Here is a 16,708-nt window from a genome sequence, read left to right on the forward strand (position 1 = left end):
GCGGTAAAACTAAAGGAGAAAATAAATGAGGAAATTTTATGAGTTGTATAATCGAACAAAATAATCTAGGTGACTTATTAAAGTATGAGGCATCAAGTCTATATTCAAGAGACCAAATAACGGTAGCCAAGGGACAAAATCTTAAACTTGGTACAGTTGTTGGTAGTGATAAGGATAACATGATTAAGATAATAAATCCAACTGCAACAGATGGTACACAAACAGCAATAGGTGCGATAGTAAGTGATGTAAATGCGACAGAAAATGCCAAAGCAGTAATCATTACACGTATAGCAATGCTAGCAGATCATGCAATTGTGTGGCCAACAGGTATCACTGAAGAGCAAAAAGCTGCAGCAATAAAGCAACTTGAAGGACGAGGGATCATTGTCCGCAAGGGAGTGTAACTTAAATTAATAAGGGGAAAAAAGAATGCAAAATCCATTTACAAATACAGCATTTAGCATGACGGCACTAACAAATGCGATAAATATATTGCCGATAAATTATGGACGAGTTGAAAATTTAAATTTGTTTCCAAGTAGGTCAGTAAGATTTAGACATATTACCATAGAAGAACATAATGGAGTTTTAAGCCTATTGCCAACGCAAATTCCAGGAGCACCAGCAACAGTAGGTAAGCGTGGAAAGAGAAAGGTAAGAACGTTTACGATTCCACATATTCCTCACGATGATGTAGTGCTGCCAGAAGAAGTGCAAGGAATAAGAGCATTTGGATCAGAAAGTGAACTAAAAGCGCTGGCAGACGTAATAACTGACCATTTACAGCTAATGAGAAACAAACATGCAATAACATTAGAGCATTTGCGTATGGGAGCGCTGAAAGGGATTATTCTGGACGCAGATGGGTCAGAGCTATTAAATCTATACAACGAATTTGAAATCACACCAAAAGTAGTAAATTTTGCACTAGGAACAGCAACAACAGATGTCAAGCGTAAGTGTCTGGAAGTACTCCGGCATATAGAAGATAATCTAAGTGGTGAATATATGACTGGAATTCATGCCTTGGTAAGCCCTGAGTTTTTTGATGCACTAACTTCTCATTCTAAAGTAAAAGAAGCATATGAAAGATGGCAAGAAGGAGCGCTACTTCGGAATGATATGAGGTCAGGATTTACGTTCTGCGGAATCACATTTGAGGAATATAGAGGGCAAGCAACTGATCCTGAAGGAACCGTGAGAAGATTTATTGACAAAGATACAGGTCATTGTTTTCCAGTAGGAACAGCGAGCACATTTACAACATATTTTGCACCAGCAGATTTTAATGAAACAGTAAATACTCTTGGACAGCCACTATACGCAAAACAAGAGCCAAGAAGATTTGATAGAGGGACCGATTTACATACGCAGTCAAATCCTCTGCCAATGTGCCACAGACCTGGAGTGCTAGTAAAAATTAGTTCTAGCTGATGAATATAGGAAAACTATTGAAAGATTGTTTTGAGCATTTAGGAGTGGAAGCCATATACTGTAATAAAAATAAGGAGGCGATTCGAAAAATAAAAGTGCTAATTAAACGTCCTGAGACTACGTACTCTCTAGGTGCAGATGGAGCATTAACTCAGCAAATTGCTTCTATAGAAATACGTGATCAGGACGTTACTTCCTTTAGCATAGGTGATTATATCAAGATTGAAAAAAGGTTCTACAAGATTTTTGAACCACCGTTAAAAGATTCTTCGAGTGAAATATGGAAAATTGAGGCAATAGAAAGTGTTTGATATTAAAATTAGTAACAATATTAATGAAATAGTCTACAATATTGACGAAAAAGAGCAGAAAGTAAAACTGGCAGCTATAAAAGCGTTAAACAAAACGGCACTATGGTTAAAAGCGCAAGCAGCTAAGGAAATCAGTGAGGAAAAGAAGATAAAATTGACGATAATGAGAAGAAGGCTAAGAATTTTTAAGGCGAAAACTAGCAGATTAGACGTGTTAATTAGAGCAAATCTCTATGACATTAGAGCATCGACAATTGGCAAAATACAAAAAATAAGAAGAGGATCGAAAGTAGGAAAGCATGAGTTTATAGGAGGATTTGCAGCAGTTATGCCAAAAGGAAATAGCGGTATTTTTAAGCGTGAAGGAAGAGCAGCATTGCCAATAAAGGAAGTTAAGTTGCCACTAGAACCTGAGGCTTCAAGGATAATAGGGAATCTTGTTAATTATGAAGTTGAAAAGGTATTTAAAAAATTCTTCCACCGCGAATTAAGTGACATTACACCTATATGAATTGGCAAGATTTACATCAAGCAATTTGCAGCACACTGAAGGAAGAAATACCGGCTATACAGACATGTGAAATTTATCCAGCAATAAGGAAAGAATTATTAGCACCAGCGGTATTTGTGGAACTTAGCAGCTTTGAAAAAGGAAGTGATCCAGGAACAGAAGAATTAGCTCTGAAAGCAAGGTTTGAAGCACGAATTGTGATTGATAGCACAATAGAAAATGCAGCTATTATTGTCAGAACATTAGCAGCAGAAGTAGCAAGAGTAGTAAATAAAAATACTTGGAACGTGAAAAATGTTTCACCAGGAGAGTTTATCTCTGCGGAAATTGACGGATTTAGGCCGGAGTTAGATGCATATTTGGTGTGGATGGTTGATTGGAGTCATCAGCTTCATTTAGGTAAATCGATATGGACAGAAAATAAGATTAAGCCACATACGATTATAATAGAAGAAAATGTTAGAGAGTAATTTTGCTATTTCAGAGCTGCAAAGAAAGTTAGCAAACATTGTACGAATAGGAGTTGTAAAAGAAGTAGATTATGAGAAAGCAAAAGTAAGAGTGAAGATAGGAGAACTTTTAACAGATTTTCTTCCATGGATAACTTCTAGAGCAGGAGAGGAAAGAAGCTGGCTACCACCAAGCATAAATGAACAGGTAGTAATATTGTCACCATTGGGAGAGTTATCATTAGGAGTAGTACTTCCTGGAATATATCAACAAAAGTACTCTGCACCAGAAAATAAAAAAGAGGTGAGTAGCTTAACATTTCAAGATGGAACAAAGTTGTCATACGATAAAGATAAACATCATTTAGAGATTGAAGTAGTAGACAAAATAACACTGAAAGTTGGGGGATCAAGTATAGAAATGACAAAAAGTGGAATAAAACTGAAAGCAGAAAGGATCGACTTAAATTGAACAAAGGAATAGTGAGGTTAGGAGACTACTGTGGAGAAGCTATACCACATTTCTGCATTAGCGGAAGTAATAATGTTTTTGTAAACGGTAAGTCAATATGTAGACAAGGAGACAGTTTTAGTGAAGGAAAAGTAATGATTCAAGGATCAAAAACAGTGTTTGCAAATGGTCTTAGTGTAGGAAGAGTAGGAGATATAGTTTCATGTGGGTTTAAAGTAATAAAAGGCAGTGAAAGCGTCTTTGCAAAATAGAAATGAAGGGTATGGATGCTAAAACAGGAAAAACGTTAGAAGGAATAGAGCACTTAAAGCAGTCGATAATTGATATACTGACCACTCCTATTAACAGTAGAATAATGAGAAGAGATTATGGTTCAAGACTATTTGAATTAGTAGATAAGCCAATAAATAGGGATTTAACTTTGGAAATCTATGCAGCAACAGCAGAAGCACTGGGGAAATTTGAGAAGAGATTTAAGTTAGAAAAAGTAAAAATTACAGAAGTAAAAGAGGGAAAAGTAACGCTTGACCTAGAAGGATTATACTTACCAAGTGGGAAAAACATTCGCTTTGATGGGGTTGTAGTATAAAGATGCAGCAGACTAACATTATTGAGCCACTGAACTTCGAAGAAATTCTGTCTCGGATGAGGGAAGAGTTGGTGAAGTGTGATGCAAGTTTTACAGCATTAGTAGAAAGTGACCCAGCGATGAAGGTATTAGAAGTAGCAGCCTGGAGAGAGCTTTTGCTGAGACAAAGAATAAATGAAGCGGTAAAAAGCAATTTACTCAAGTTTGCAAGGGGAGAAGAGCTTGATAATTTAGCTGAGTTTTATGGAGCAGAGAGGCAAGATGGAGAAGAAGATGAACGCTTCAGAAAAAGAATCAAGGCAAGAATAGTTGGCTCAAGCACAGGAGGGAGTAAAGAGCACTATCGATATCATGCCCTGTCAGCAGATAGTAGAGTAAAAGATGCACTAGTGGAATCAACTATACCAGGGAAAGTACAAATTTCAATCTTATCAACACAATTATCCACAACTGGCATAGCGTTAGAAGAGCTACTTGAAATTGTAAAAAAGCAGGTTACTAGAGATGATATAAGGGTGTTAACAGATACGATAACAGTAATTGGTTGCAATATTACGGAAATAGATATTCACAGCAGAATGAGCATAAGTCCTGTAATATCGAAGGAGGAAATTAAGAAGCAGTTTATTCAGAAGTTTGAATTAGCAAAAAGATTAGGGTGGAGTGTGACAAGATCGTGGATAATAGCAAATTTGTTTGTAGAGGGTGTAGAAAACGTAGAATTAATCGAGCCAAGAGAGGATGTTGTGGTTCTGGGGAATGAGTGTGCAGTGCTTGGCTACGTCAAGTTAGATAGGATTTAAAATGTATTAAACAAGATTTGATCTGACATTTTAAAAAAGTAAGTTATAAAGTAATAAAAGAAAGGAGTGTTAGAAATGAATATAATACAAACAAAAATATTAAAACCAAAACTAGGTTTATTAGAGCTAGCAAAACAGCTCGGGAATGTATCTCAAGCGTGCAAGGTAATGAAGAGATACGTTTTATAGATTCAAGGAGTTATACGAAAATGGAGGAGAAGAGGCATTACATGAAATCAGCAAGAAAAAACCGCTATTTGCAAACAGAGTTTCCGAAGATATAGAAAGAGCAGTAGTAAATATTGCAACAAAATTTCCAGCATATGGACAGCAAAGAGCTGCAAATGAGCTGAGAAAAAGAGGTATAATAATTTCCGAAGGTGGTGTGAGATCTGTATGGATAAGAAACAACATTGAAACGTTCAAAAAAAGACTTAAAGCCCTTGAAGCGAAGGTTGCACAAGATGGCATAATTTTAACTGAAGAGCAACTTGCAGCTTTAGAGAAAGTGAAAGAACAAAGGGAAGCACATGGTGAAATTGAAACAGAGCATCCTGGTTATTTGGGTTCTCAAGACACTTATTATGTAGGCAATATCAAAGGTATAGGAAGGATCTACCAGCAAACTTTCATTGATACCTATTCAAGGGTTGCTATGGCAAAGCTTTACACAGACAAAACTGCAATCACTGCCGCAGATCTTCTTAATGATAGAGTCATACCATTCTTTGATGGACAAACTGTGCCATTATCCCGCATTTTGACTGATAGGGGTACAGAATACTGTGGCAAACCAGAGAATCATGCTTATCAGCTTTACTTGGGAATTGAAAACATTGATCATTCAAGAACTAAGGCCAATTCTCCACAAACTAATGGCATATGCGAGAGGTTTCATAAAACTATGCAAGATGAGTGTTACAATATTATCTTTAGAAAGAAAATCTACAGTTCTTTGGAAGATCTGCAGATTGATGTTGATCATTGGCTGCGTTCTTACAATGAGACAAGGCCTCATTCAGGCAAATATTGCTATGCCTATGCAAACTTTTCTTGATAGCAAACAAATTGCTTTTCAGAAAAATATTAATAACATTAAACAAAAGACTGATATTAGTTTTAACTACCTCAATTCTTCTGTCAGTTAATTCTCGCCTGTCAGATTAAGTTGTGTCTAGTACATTTAAAACGTATTTTTTTGTTTTGTGCCAGTGAGGGGATTGCGTGCAATAAGTGGTTTAAGGTTTACTGGATCCAATGTTAGGGAGACGAAAGTATTGATTTTCTTCCAGAAGTTGTAATTTGTTTTTTAAAGTATGGATAATATGGTCAAATATTATGGAAAGTGTTTTCGATATTAAGAACATCTTTATTTTTGATCAGTTCTGAAATGATCTCTTGCTTACTCATAAGCTACCTAAATAAAGGAAATTAAAGCAACTTGAAAGAAAAGACAAATGAAAAGTTTATTGCCGCCAAACGCAACAAAGCAAGAGCAAGCACTGGTTGATGCAATAGATTATAAGGTTGATCCAAGCTGTATCAGAGGGTTTAAGTTCAACCTGAAAGAAGAAACGTTGCCGTGGTTGATTGAGGAATATGAATTTGGGGAAATTCTACGTTGGATAAAGGATAAAAGAAAAGCCGTAGTAGAAGGAGTAAAATTTCAAAGACTGAGAGGAACCCCAGCGTCACTAAAAATAGCACTAAAATGGGCAAATATAGAAGATATTACAATTATCGAGGAGCCACCTGGTAAGCACTTCTTTGAGCTGCAGATAGGAATAAAGAATGTTCCAAATAACTTTTTTGTAGACGCGGTTGTAGAACTTGCAAAACTATCATTACCAGCAAGATCACGGCTAATGAGAATTTTTAATGACCACTACAACGTTGACAGGTTTATTTTAGATGAGAGTGTATTTGGCAGCTTATTATCAGATTACTCAGGTACAAAGGTTGAAAAAGATGGACCAGTATTATCGTTTGGTAGAAAGAACGCATTTGAGCTAAAAGTCTTAAATCCAAGTTTTAAGTTTAGCACTTTTCGTGTTCATTATGAGCAAGCGTTTAGTAATGATATATATCGGTTAGATGTAGCAGTACTTGGGGAAACAGAGCCTCACACAAGGGATTATAAAGGAATCTATGAAAGAGATCATTTGTGGTACAACTTAAAAGCACTATATCCATTACCACAGAATTTATTACCAGAAATAAAGTTTGCGAAAGCACAGATAGTATTATCTGATAGTTGGAGATTAGGAGAAATAAATGCGTGCTTTCCAGTTAGTAGCGTAGAAGAAAAAGGAAATAAATTTGTATTGGGAAACGATAAACTTTCAGGGCAACATTGGAGTTTAAAACACAAGCCAATTTTAGAAAGGTTTAGCGTTACTCACTACTACAAAGTAGAAAACTATACAGATCAGAAGATTACAAAATATGGTTTAGCAGAACACAATATTAAGTATGAAAACGATTTAGATTCAGAGCAAAAAGATTCGATACATGAATTAGAAAAGCACATTTTAGTGTTTTACCCAGGAGTACTTAGGTGGCACGAACATCGACATTTGCACAGAAGTTGGAAAAATAGTCGAATAATATCTCTAATAAGTTAAGTACTTATATTTAGATACTCATATATTATATTAATAATAGGTAAAAGTGTATGAAATAAAAAGAAAAAGACTTGCTTTTTTATGCTAAAACGGACATGACTTGAATAGCAGCAGGTAAACATAAGAAATTTATCTGGCGCTAGAAAAGCTAATTTTGTGAGGTATGAAATGAGTTTTAGCAAGAGTAAGTTTTTTAAAGAAGTATCAAGTAACGGATTTAAAGACATTAATAAAAGAAATGAAGAAGGAGAGACGATATTGCACCAAGCAGTAGAAATCTCTGATTACAAAACAGTGAGGTTGTTAATAAAAAAAGGAGCAGAGGTAAATGCAAGAGATAAAAATGGTTATACACCACTACACTGTGCAGTATTTGCAAAAAGCTTAGAAAATGTAAAAGTGCTGCTAAGGGAAGGAGCAGAAGTAAATGCTACTCAATATGTCAGTGGATGTACGCCACTCCACTATGCGTGCAAGATGGGAGGAGCAGGAGTTGAAATAATAAAAGAGCTGGTAAAGGCAGGGGCTGAGGTTAATCAACTGAATAAATATGGCGCAACACCAATGTATTACATCTGGGAAAGTGAAAAGTATTGTTCATGGAATAGCGAAGAGAATGAAAAGGCGAGTAAGTTTCTGAGAGAACAAGGAGGAATAACAAAAAGTAGAGAACTGACGTGTTATGGAATAGAGGGGCTAGTGGGAGAAATAGCAGATATGTTGAATGGAAGCTACATGCCGGAGCTAAAAATAATAGAGATAGGAGAAATAAGGAAGAGAGACAAATCGCTAATAAAGAAAGAATGTCAAAATTTAGCAAGCAAAATAATGAACCAAGTGAACGAAATGATAGATGAGGTAGTGAGAATGAAAGCTTAAAAAAGGGATTTCAATTTAAAGGAAAGGTGAGGTAGTTATGAGTAAAAAAGAGAAAGAGGAGTCACTATTAGAGAACTCATATAAAAATATTTATGCAAGAGACGAGAATGGAAGAACAGCTCTGCATTATGCAGTAGACGCAAAAACAGTGAGATTATTAGTTGAAAAAGGAGCGAATGTGAATGCAGAAGATGTGAAAGGATACACAGCACTGCACCTAGCGGTAACGGAGAAACGTCTAGAAATCGTGAAGGAATTGATAAAATCAGGAGCAGACGTAAATGCTGAGGAATATGGAAATAAATGCATACCTCTACACCTTGCGTGCATGGTAGGTGAAAAAGAAATAGTGGAGGAGCTGGTAAAAGCTGGAGGAGAAATAGAGCAAGCGGATAAATTTGGAATGACAGCGATGGATTATGCAAAAAATAGTAAAGAGATAACTGAGTTATTAAAGGAAGAAATAGACAGAATTGAAGAATTATTTAAAAAAATGAGAACCGTATCGGAAAGCACAACTGCAGTTGGCAAAGGAAGGGCTAGACCAAATTTGAAGGCTGTAGCTGATAAAAGTTGGTCTTTTTCATAAGAGTAAATGGATTGATGGAAAAAAGGAGTGGTAAGGCTCCTTGCACTACAAAAACATTTGCAGGAGAAACTATGAGAAAAAGAACATTAACTTGCCGATACGAGCCAGATGAATTAGCGGAACAACATCTAGCAGAAGCCTATGAGCTGTTACTTAGGTATGCGGTAAAAAGAAAAAATGAAAAGGAGATAAAGAAAAATGACAACAGTGGCCTTATATGCAAGAGTTTCATCGAAGAGTCAAGCGCAGAACAATACAATAGAGAGTCAAATTGCCGAGCTCAAGCATAGAATTGCTGCAGATAAGCATGAGTTATTGAATGAGTATGAATTTAAGGATGATGGGCTTAGTGGGTGGAGTTTAGAACGTGAAGGTTTAGATGCATTACGTGATAAAGTAGGAGAAGATCAAATTGATAAAATTTATATTCATTCACCTGACCGATTATCAAGAAAATCTGCACATCAAATGATATTACTTGATGAATTTGAAAAAGCAGGAGTAGAAGTAATATTCTTAAATCATAAGACTGAAAATAATCCAGAGTCTAAATTGTTATTGGGAATGCAAGGATTAGTGGCAGAATATGAGTGTACAAAGATTATGGAACGTAGTCGTAGGGGAAAACTCCATAGAGCAAAAAAAGGCTGTGTAAGTGTAATTGGCATTGCACCTTTTGGTTATAATCGTATAAAGCATGTAGATAGAGAAAAGACAAAGTTTGAAATAAATGAAGAGGAAGCAAAAATAGTAAAGCAGATATTCATGTGGGTAGGGCAAGAGAGAATAAGTATAAGGGAAGTGGTACGTAGACTAAGAGATAAGTCAATTAGAACAAGAACTGGAAAGAAGGTGTGGTGTCCAATAATAATTTGGAAGTTATTAAGAAATCCAGCATATAAAGGACAAGCAGCGTTTGGTAAATTAAAGAGGGTTGAAAGAAGAGAAAGAAATAAACAAAAGGTTTCTATCTGTCGCACAGATGAGGACAGCTGGATTTATATACCAGTACCAAAAATAGTTGATGAAGGGTTGTTTAATAAAGTACAAAAGCAACTGGATGAAAATAGAAAAAGAGCAAGGATACAGAGAGAGGGAGGAAAAAAGAAATATCTATTACAAGGTCTAGTTGTGTGTCAAAACTGTGGATATGCGTATAGTGGTGCACAATGTGGAGTTGAGGGAAAGAAGTTTAGCTATTATCGCTGTAGTAGTACTATACGTATTAGTGATGGTAGGGAGAAGTGTACTAATAAATTGGTCCGTACAGATATGTTAGAAACAGCTATATGGGAAAAAGTGAAAAATTTACTAAAAAACCCAGAGATAATAAAAAATGAGTATCACCGTAGAATTGCAGAAAATAAAAATGATGAATCATCAGATAAGAAGTTTGCAAGAAGGGAAAATCAAATAAAACAAGGCATCGAAAAGTTAATGGAAGACTATTATAGTCAAGAAAATGTAGGAGATAAAGGATATATAAGTGAGGAAGAATTTAAACAGACGATGAAAAGAATGAGGGAACGCTTAAGAGGGATAGAAGAAGAGAAGAAAAAGGTAGTTGATCAAAAAGCAATAGAGAAGGGAATGAACCTTATCATCAACAGTATAAAGAGTCTTTATACTAGTATAAAATCGAACTTGGAACAGCTAGATTGGCAAACTAAGCGTGGTATCATTAAAGCATTAGTAGAACGAATTCAGATTAGTCATGACCAGGTAGAAGTGGCATTTAGAATCGAAGAACCAGCCCAGGATGGAGAGATTTTTAATTTGCAACATTGTACTGGACGTCATAACAGTGAAGCTATTGTATTTGCTTTCGCCAATCTGCAGATTAAAAGGTAAGGATTACTTAATGTATCGGCGTCTTATATTCAATTTTTTGCAGTATATAGATACTGTATGTCTTTACAAAACTTCATCTACATCTAGATTTTTATCTAAATAAGCTGAACGCGCTTATAAAGCGTTACAAGACATCAAAAAATGCCAATACTCGACAGAGATAGTAAAAGACTAGCTAACTCGGGGATTCTTTGTCTTTTTTTCTGCTTAGTAAATTTCTTAAACATTTGCAGCGTAGGTTAGTTGCAATTAAAAGCAGCTAAATCTTGCTTGTCAAGCGTTTAAAACATAAAAAACGCCAATATTTTAAAGCAGATAATAACCCCAGGGCTTCTTTTGCCTTTTTTTTTATTTGGTAAATTTCTTAATATTTATGGCTAAACGACAACCGTCATCCCGCTACGTGTTAGCGGGATCTAGAGATACCGTGACGGTATGACGGTTCGCGCGGTGGCATGACCTCGTCATCCCGCTACGTGTTAGCGGGATCTATGCTTTGAGATACCGCGAATGAATCGCGGTATGACGGTGTAGATGATGGTTAAGTAATTCGTCATCCCGCTACGTGTTAGCGGGATCTAGAGATACCGCGAATGAATCGCGGTATGACGGTTCGCGGTGGCGTGACGATAAGCTCGTCATCCCGCTACTTGTTAGCGGGATCTGGAGATACCGTGACGGTATGATGAGGGAGAACAGTTAGCGGATGAGATACCGCGAATGAATCGCGGTATGACGGTTCGCGGTGGCATGATGTAGGACTGCTGTGACACCATTATAGAGTGAACCAGTGTCAGCTACTTGCATAGAAAATGTTTATGACTAATTTTTAGATCAAACATGGAATTTCGACAAACTTAACTTTTTTGTGAGACTGTTCAACAATAATAAATAAATTGAGAGGAAAGGTTACGGCAATGGAAAAGAAAAAGTTTTTTGAAATAATAAATGAGGTAAGCAAGAGTGAAGGTTTAAATGAGAATAATTTACTTGAAAGAATAGGAAGTGAGCTAAAAGATGCAGACTCAATAGTATATAGCACTTATAACAATTTGAAGATAGATAAGATGTTCAGTATATTAGATTCAGACAAAATTGTAAATTATATGTTGGTACATCTTGCTGTGGAATGTAACAGTGTACCAATAGTAAAACTCCTACTAGCAAAGGAAGCAAAAGTTAATGAACCAATATATGAACTTGATGAAGCTAAGTCTAAGCTAACTGCTTTGCACATTGCTGCTTTGCATGGTCATCAAGAGATAGCTCAGCTTTTATTGAACAATAACGCAAATCCTTCACTAAAAGATAGTCAAGGCCGAACTCCAAGGGATATTGTCGGTGATGTAAAAGGTAAAAAGGCTATAATAAAAATGTTAGAGGAAGGAGAACAACGTTATGCTGAGACAAGAGCTACGAGAAGACAACCTTATAGACAAGGCACTTTACCGCAGCCTAATAATAAAACTCCAGGAGATTCAGCTATGGGCGGAAATAAAATAACTGCTGCAGTGCAAGCATGGAACGCAAGAGATCAGAAAGAGAACAACGGAATTACACCAAACAGCAGAAAAATCTATGTACAAGATGAGGATGAACAGACTTCTTCAAACTCAATCACTAATGAAAACAATATAAACAAAGTAGATGATACATTAGAAAGAGAACTGGCTAAAAGAGATGCTGTGGCGCAAAAGTTGCAAGAGGCAGAACAAAGACTTGCCAATAATCAGAAGCGCATAGAACATAATGACTTGCACAGTCAACATCCAGAGCAGTATACTACATATAATGGGGAACAGACCTTTTTAAATAAAAGTAGTAGTGACGACAGTGGAATATGTTTTGATGGAGATGGATCTGAAGCTTTAGGCCAATCTATATTAGAAAATGGAGAAGACATTGATGCACAAGATAAAGATGGCGTGACCCCTTTACATTGGGCTGTTGCAGATAACAATAAAGAATTAGCAAAACTTTTGATAAAACATGGAGCAGATGTTGATGCACGAAATAGAGATAAACATACCCCTTTACATTATGCTGCTGTGCATGGTTATGTAGAGATTGCAAAGTATCTAATAGATAATGGAGCAAATGTTAATGCACAAGATCAAGATGAACATATCCCTTTATACTTTCCTGTTACAAATGACAATAAAGAATTAGCAAAACTTTTGATAAAATATGGAGCAGATCGCTCATTGATAAAGGATGAAGACCTAATAGATAGACTAAACAGTATGTGTGATCAGCCATCTGAGGTTGTACCTAGTACCTTTTCTCATTCCAAAACACACAACGCAACGGAAACTCCAGAAAAAGCAGAAAAGGTTGAAAAACGTAAAGCTAAGTTAAAAGAATTACGTACTCAGCTAAAGGATGAGCAGAAAAAGAATGAATTGCTAAAACAAAAAATACAAGATCTAGAAAGTAAAAACACAACGCTTAATAGTGAATTAGAAAAAACAAAAACTAAAACAGACGAAGTACCATTAGAAAAAGCGCAAAAGGAACTAACAGAATTGAAAAGTTATATCACTGGACATGGAGCTAGGCTGGACACACTGGAGAAACTCAATGAAGAGAATGAATCACTAACACAAAAAATAAAAAGTCTGGAGAATGAAAACACACCACTTGAGGGTGAACTGGGCAAAACTAAAACAAATGAAGTGTCACTAGAAAAAGTAGGAAAAAGACAATTTTCCCCAAAAGTTGCCTACGCGAGCCTTGCAGCTATGTTAGCAGTAGGTGCTGCTCTTAGTATTGCTTCCGGATTGTCTGTTCTATTAATAGTTGCAGCTTCTGTGGTATCTGCACTGATAGCCGGTGGCATTACATACACAATATCAAAACCCATCGCTCCTGACACTGAATTGAAAGAAGTGAATATTCAAGGTTCAGCACAACGGTGTTTGTAAAACTTAGCACCTACATCTGTACGAACATTGCAGTTTGCAGGTGGCAGATGCAAGTAGCTGCACTGGAATCTATAACTAACCCAATAAAGGTTTCCCAGCAGTCCTACGTCATACCGCCGCGAACCGTCATACCGTCACGGTATCTCTTAGCATAGATCCCGCTAACAAGCAGCGGGATGACGAATTTGTTGTTTTTCAAATTGTAGGTAAACCTAAGCCACTTTAGCTATAGTAAAAAGTATTTGCAAGTTACACAGTAGTGTGAATTTTTTACTTCGGTAGTTTTTCATTGTCATTATAATCATAATAGTAGTTGAGTTTAATTGATATGAAAACTTTTACGAAAAATTTTAAAAATAACGAAAAAAAGCTAGAGGAGTTTAATAAGGAAATTGAAGATATAACAACTATAGCTCAAGATAAATTTGCACATGAACTTGAGAACATCGCATATGACAGTGTGCAGAAATTTCGCAGTCTGCTTGCTAAAGAGTTAAACTCCACCTTCAATAATATTCATTCTCAAAATGTCAATCTACTAAAATCTAGCCTAGTTGAATATGCTATAAGTTCAAATTTTATCAACAAAAAAGGAGAAACAGCTTTAATACGTTCTCTTCTTAATATATTCATACGATAAAGCACTCAGAGTTGTTGCTGCGCCAATCTAACTTAATGTTGCATGCAAGCTGCATAGCTAAAGTAAGTAAGATTTGCCCCATGCTATCACGAGGTAAACCTTACTTATTCTAGCTATATCAAAAAGGAGGGTTATTATGTCAATAAGATCTACTTCACCAAGAATATCTGTGCAACGTAAATCTAAGCCTGAATCTTTTCCAGTTACTTTAGAAGAGGTTAAATCTTTTTTACGTATTGAGAACAACCAGGATGATAAGTTGATTTCAGATCTAATTTTTATGGCAACTGATTATGCTGAGTGGCATATGGAAAAGTCACTAGTAAAGCAAACATGGCAAGTTTCATATGAAGATTATGTACCTCGTAGGATCTATTTAAGCTATGGCCCTGTGAGTAAGATAGTATTGGCTACTGCAATGATGTCTAAAAATCAAGAGAAGAGAACACTTAAGTATTATTTTAGTGATGTAGGGGGCTACGTTGAGTTTTTCAATTGTTTGAATGCAATAAGAGTTGATGTTGTATACGAGGCTGGCTATGACAATGTTCCTGAGCAGATAAAACTAGGTATTATGCGGCATGTTTCTGCTCTTTACAAAAATCGTGAATCGGAGGTAAGTAGCCATTTATCTGAAGTGAAGAAGGTATATTCTCCGTTTCGCGAACCAAAGGTTGTGTTGTAGCTCTTTCTTGTCATCCAAACTGGGCTACTACGTCATACCGTTACGGATAGATCCCGCTAACAAGCAGCGGGATGACGAGGTATAAACCTTATCGTCATACCGCGATTCATTCGCGGTATCTCTTAACATAGATCCCGCTAACAAGTAGCGGGATGACAGCAGTCCTACGTCATACCGCGATTCATTCGCGGTATCTCTTAGCATAGATCCCGCTAACAAGTAGCGGGATGACGAGTTTGTATCGGGAAATGCTGCTTATGTTTTAGCTATATATCTTTACGAGGATTCATTATGGAAAAAATTCAAGCTATAAATGAGTTGTACAATAGCATTTATGCAGCACTAAAGGCAAATTCTGATTTAAGAAAATATGTTACTAACATTTATGACTACTTACCTAAACAGGTCACCATTCCTTACCTGAGATTGCGCGCAGTGAATTATAGCAACCTGCATATGCTGTCCAATTTTGCTACAAAGGCAAGATTTTCATGCGACATATATACTTATCATATAGACAGTATGTTTGCCATTATAAGGCATATTAACTTGATACTTAAGAGCATTGAAGGTTTTAGTAGTGAGGTCATTTTAGAAAGTAATTGTGCTATGGATCAGCACGATGAAATTTTACATTCAACAATTAATTTTGATATTTTAATAAAAGGAGGTGATAATGAGCAAATTACAGCTAAAAATTAAAGATCATGACAATAATTTTATTGTGTTAAATAATATACGAAACCTAAGGTTTACTTTGCGTAATAACAGAGAAGAGGTAAAAGATATTTCTTCTTTTGGCTGGAGAAAAGTATTGGATTCTGCTGGAAGCAGACATATTACGATAAAAATTAATGGAATTTTAGACTCTGTATTAGCTGATGAATTATTACGTAATTCTGCTATGCTAAACTCTAATAATGATTATGAAATTAGTTTTAAGGCTAAGGAAAAGATAAGGCTTAGGTGTTCAGTTGAACTGTATGAGAGGTATTATGACCCCGCTGCTTTTGACAGTTTTACTGTAATTTTAGCGAGTGCTGAAGTTGTAAACGCTTTTCATTAATGTTAATTTAATTTTTTCATATACAATAGTAACTGGTGAGAATTTTAACTAAATTAAAAAAAATCATGAACGACAAAGACCTTTTCGAGGAAGACGGTGATAATATTGAAGAAAATAACGATGATAAAAGAGAGAGAAGTTTAGAAAATGAAAATCAGCAAAATCAAGAAGAACAACACAAAGAGGAAGATAAGCAATACATAATACAGTATATTCAAGACTATTTGAAAGTTTTTGAGGATATTCTAAATCAGATCGACGAAGGAATTGATAATTTAGATAGTTACGAAAGGACTATGCAAATAAAGCGAAGCATAGACAGGCTCATAGAGACTTTATATAGTCAGGCTGCGTCTGAAGATATTGATGCAGAATTTGAAACCACAAAGCATACTCGCGATAAATCAGAACCTATGAAAAGAGTTAGAGAGAAAAGAAGGAAGCAAGCGATAGAAGAAGTATTAAGTAGCATGTTTGCCCAGCAACAAAAGGAGCTAATGAACGCTAAACACTTAAGTCATGGACATGAAACAGCACATGATGATGAAGCAAAGAAACGAGTGAAGTCTTCAATCAGGGGAGTGTTGTTTTCGGTGATTGCTCATAGGATGGATCCAAGAAGGAGGGCAGGGGAAACTGCTGACGATAACGAAAAGCAAGCTCATATACATGGCAGGGAAGCAGTTGGTGGAGCTTTAGGTGCATTGTTAAAAACGTTTTTAACAGCGGTTGCTGCTATTGTGCATGAAATTGCTAAACCACTTCAGAAACAGGAAACATCTTTTGCAAAACAAGTTGAAGAAAGCAGAAACGCAGATTCACAAAAGGGTCGATCTGTGTAGATTTCTCCTTGTAATAATCTTTCGATTCTACTGTCT

19 protein-coding genes and 2 pseudogenes are annotated in these 16,708 nt (G+C 36.1%); all 21 read left to right on the top strand.

Annotated features, from left to right (window positions below):
• Positions 1 to 38 precede the first annotated feature (38 nt).
• A complete protein-coding gene (locus AAGD59_RS02530) occupies positions 39 to 407 on the top strand; it encodes a head decoration protein (RefSeq protein ID WP_077188124.1) in 369 nt (122 codons plus the stop codon).
• Positions 408 to 432: 25 nt separating this feature from the next.
• Positions 433 to 1,437, top strand: a complete 1,005-nt coding sequence (locus AAGD59_RS02535) for a major capsid protein (RefSeq protein WP_341812952.1) — start codon at positions 433 to 435, stop codon at positions 1,435 to 1,437.
• Entirely contained in the window at positions 1,437 to 1,748 is a 312-nt protein-coding gene (locus AAGD59_RS02540) for a hypothetical protein (protein WP_265028035.1), read from the top strand. Before AAGD59_RS02535 ends, AAGD59_RS02540 begins: the two co-directional genes overlap by 1 nt.
• A gap of 19 nt (positions 1,749 to 1,767) precedes the next feature.
• Entirely contained in the window at positions 1,768 to 2,259 is a 492-nt protein-coding gene (locus tag AAGD59_RS02545) for a phage tail protein (RefSeq protein WP_406833201.1), read from the top strand.
• On the top strand, positions 2,256 to 2,729 hold the full coding sequence (locus AAGD59_RS02550; protein ID WP_265028036.1) for a hypothetical protein: 474 nt from the start codon (positions 2,256 to 2,258) through the stop codon (positions 2,727 to 2,729). The genes AAGD59_RS02545 and AAGD59_RS02550 overlap by 4 nt, the downstream gene beginning before the upstream one ends.
• Entirely contained in the window at positions 2,716 to 3,180 is a 465-nt protein-coding gene (locus AAGD59_RS02555; protein ID WP_038251007.1) for a phage baseplate assembly protein V, read from the top strand. The genes AAGD59_RS02550 and AAGD59_RS02555 overlap by 14 nt, the downstream gene beginning before the upstream one ends.
• The gene (locus AAGD59_RS02560; RefSeq protein ID WP_038250997.1) at positions 3,177 to 3,431 is read left to right on the top strand and encodes a PAAR domain-containing protein; all 255 of its coding nucleotides are present in this window, start codon (positions 3,177 to 3,179) and stop codon (positions 3,429 to 3,431) included. The genes AAGD59_RS02555 and AAGD59_RS02560 overlap by 4 nt, the downstream gene beginning before the upstream one ends.
• Positions 3,432 to 3,433: 2 nt before the next feature.
• Positions 3,434 to 3,769, top strand: a complete 336-nt coding sequence (locus AAGD59_RS02565; RefSeq protein ID WP_265028037.1) for a GPW/gp25 family protein — start codon at positions 3,434 to 3,436, stop codon at positions 3,767 to 3,769.
• 2 nt (positions 3,770 to 3,771) lie between these two features.
• Entirely contained in the window at positions 3,772 to 4,572 is an 801-nt protein-coding gene (locus AAGD59_RS02570) for a baseplate J/gp47 family protein (protein WP_341812953.1), read from the top strand.
• A gap of 75 nt (positions 4,573 to 4,647) precedes the next feature.
• A pseudogene (locus tag AAGD59_RS02575) lies at positions 4,648 to 5,720 on the top strand (IS481 family transposase).
• A gap of 309 nt (positions 5,721 to 6,029) precedes the next feature.
• On the top strand, positions 6,030 to 7,196 hold the full coding sequence (locus tag AAGD59_RS02580) for a phage tail protein (RefSeq protein WP_265028039.1): 1,167 nt from the start codon (positions 6,030 to 6,032) through the stop codon (positions 7,194 to 7,196).
• 168 nt (positions 7,197 to 7,364) lie between these two features.
• The gene (locus tag AAGD59_RS02585; protein WP_265028041.1) at positions 7,365 to 8,075 is read left to right on the top strand and encodes an ankyrin repeat domain-containing protein; all 711 of its coding nucleotides are present in this window, start codon (positions 7,365 to 7,367) and stop codon (positions 8,073 to 8,075) included.
• Positions 8,076 to 8,112: 37 nt separating this feature from the next.
• Positions 8,113 to 8,568, top strand: a pseudogene (locus AAGD59_RS02590) (ankyrin repeat domain-containing protein); the annotation flags it as partial.
• 110 nt (positions 8,569 to 8,678) lie between these two features.
• Positions 8,679 to 8,954: a hypothetical protein gene (locus tag AAGD59_RS02595; RefSeq protein WP_252153916.1), complete on the top strand. Its 276-nt coding sequence runs from the start codon at positions 8,679 to 8,681 to the stop codon at positions 8,952 to 8,954.
• Positions 8,863 to 10,515: a recombinase family protein gene (locus tag AAGD59_RS02600; RefSeq protein WP_265028042.1), complete on the top strand. Its 1,653-nt coding sequence runs from the start codon at positions 8,863 to 8,865 to the stop codon at positions 10,513 to 10,515. The genes AAGD59_RS02595 and AAGD59_RS02600 overlap by 92 nt, the downstream gene beginning before the upstream one ends.
• Positions 10,516 to 11,432: 917 nt before the next feature.
• A complete protein-coding gene (locus tag AAGD59_RS02605) occupies positions 11,433 to 13,439 on the top strand; it encodes an ankyrin repeat domain-containing protein (RefSeq protein ID WP_341812954.1) in 2,007 nt (668 codons plus the stop codon).
• 328 nt (positions 13,440 to 13,767) lie between these two features.
• Positions 13,768 to 14,079 (top strand): hypothetical protein, encoded by a 312-nt coding sequence (locus AAGD59_RS02610; RefSeq protein ID WP_015588824.1) that lies wholly within the window; start codon positions 13,768 to 13,770, stop codon positions 14,077 to 14,079.
• Positions 14,080 to 14,215: 136 nt separating this feature from the next.
• Positions 14,216 to 14,764 (top strand): head-tail connector protein, encoded by a 549-nt coding sequence (locus AAGD59_RS02615; RefSeq protein ID WP_015588823.1) that lies wholly within the window; start codon positions 14,216 to 14,218, stop codon positions 14,762 to 14,764.
• 291 nt (positions 14,765 to 15,055) lie between these two features.
• Entirely contained in the window at positions 15,056 to 15,466 is a 411-nt protein-coding gene (locus AAGD59_RS02620) for a DUF3168 domain-containing protein (RefSeq protein ID WP_015588822.1), read from the top strand.
• A complete protein-coding gene (locus AAGD59_RS02625; protein ID WP_174516995.1) occupies positions 15,441 to 15,830 on the top strand; it encodes a phage tail tube protein in 390 nt (129 codons plus the stop codon). The genes AAGD59_RS02620 and AAGD59_RS02625 overlap by 26 nt, the downstream gene beginning before the upstream one ends.
• 65 nt (positions 15,831 to 15,895) lie before the next feature.
• Positions 15,896 to 16,672 carry a hypothetical protein gene (locus tag AAGD59_RS02630; RefSeq protein ID WP_265028043.1) on the top strand — a complete coding sequence of 259 codons (777 nt, stop codon included), beginning with the start codon at positions 15,896 to 15,898 and terminating at the stop codon, positions 16,670 to 16,672.
• The last annotated feature ends 36 nt before the right edge of the window (positions 16,673 to 16,708 follow it).

Source organism: Wolbachia endosymbiont (group A) of Cephus spinipes (assembly GCF_964026895.1).
Taxonomy (GTDB): domain Bacteria; phylum Pseudomonadota; class Alphaproteobacteria; order Rickettsiales; family Anaplasmataceae; genus Wolbachia; species Wolbachia pipientis.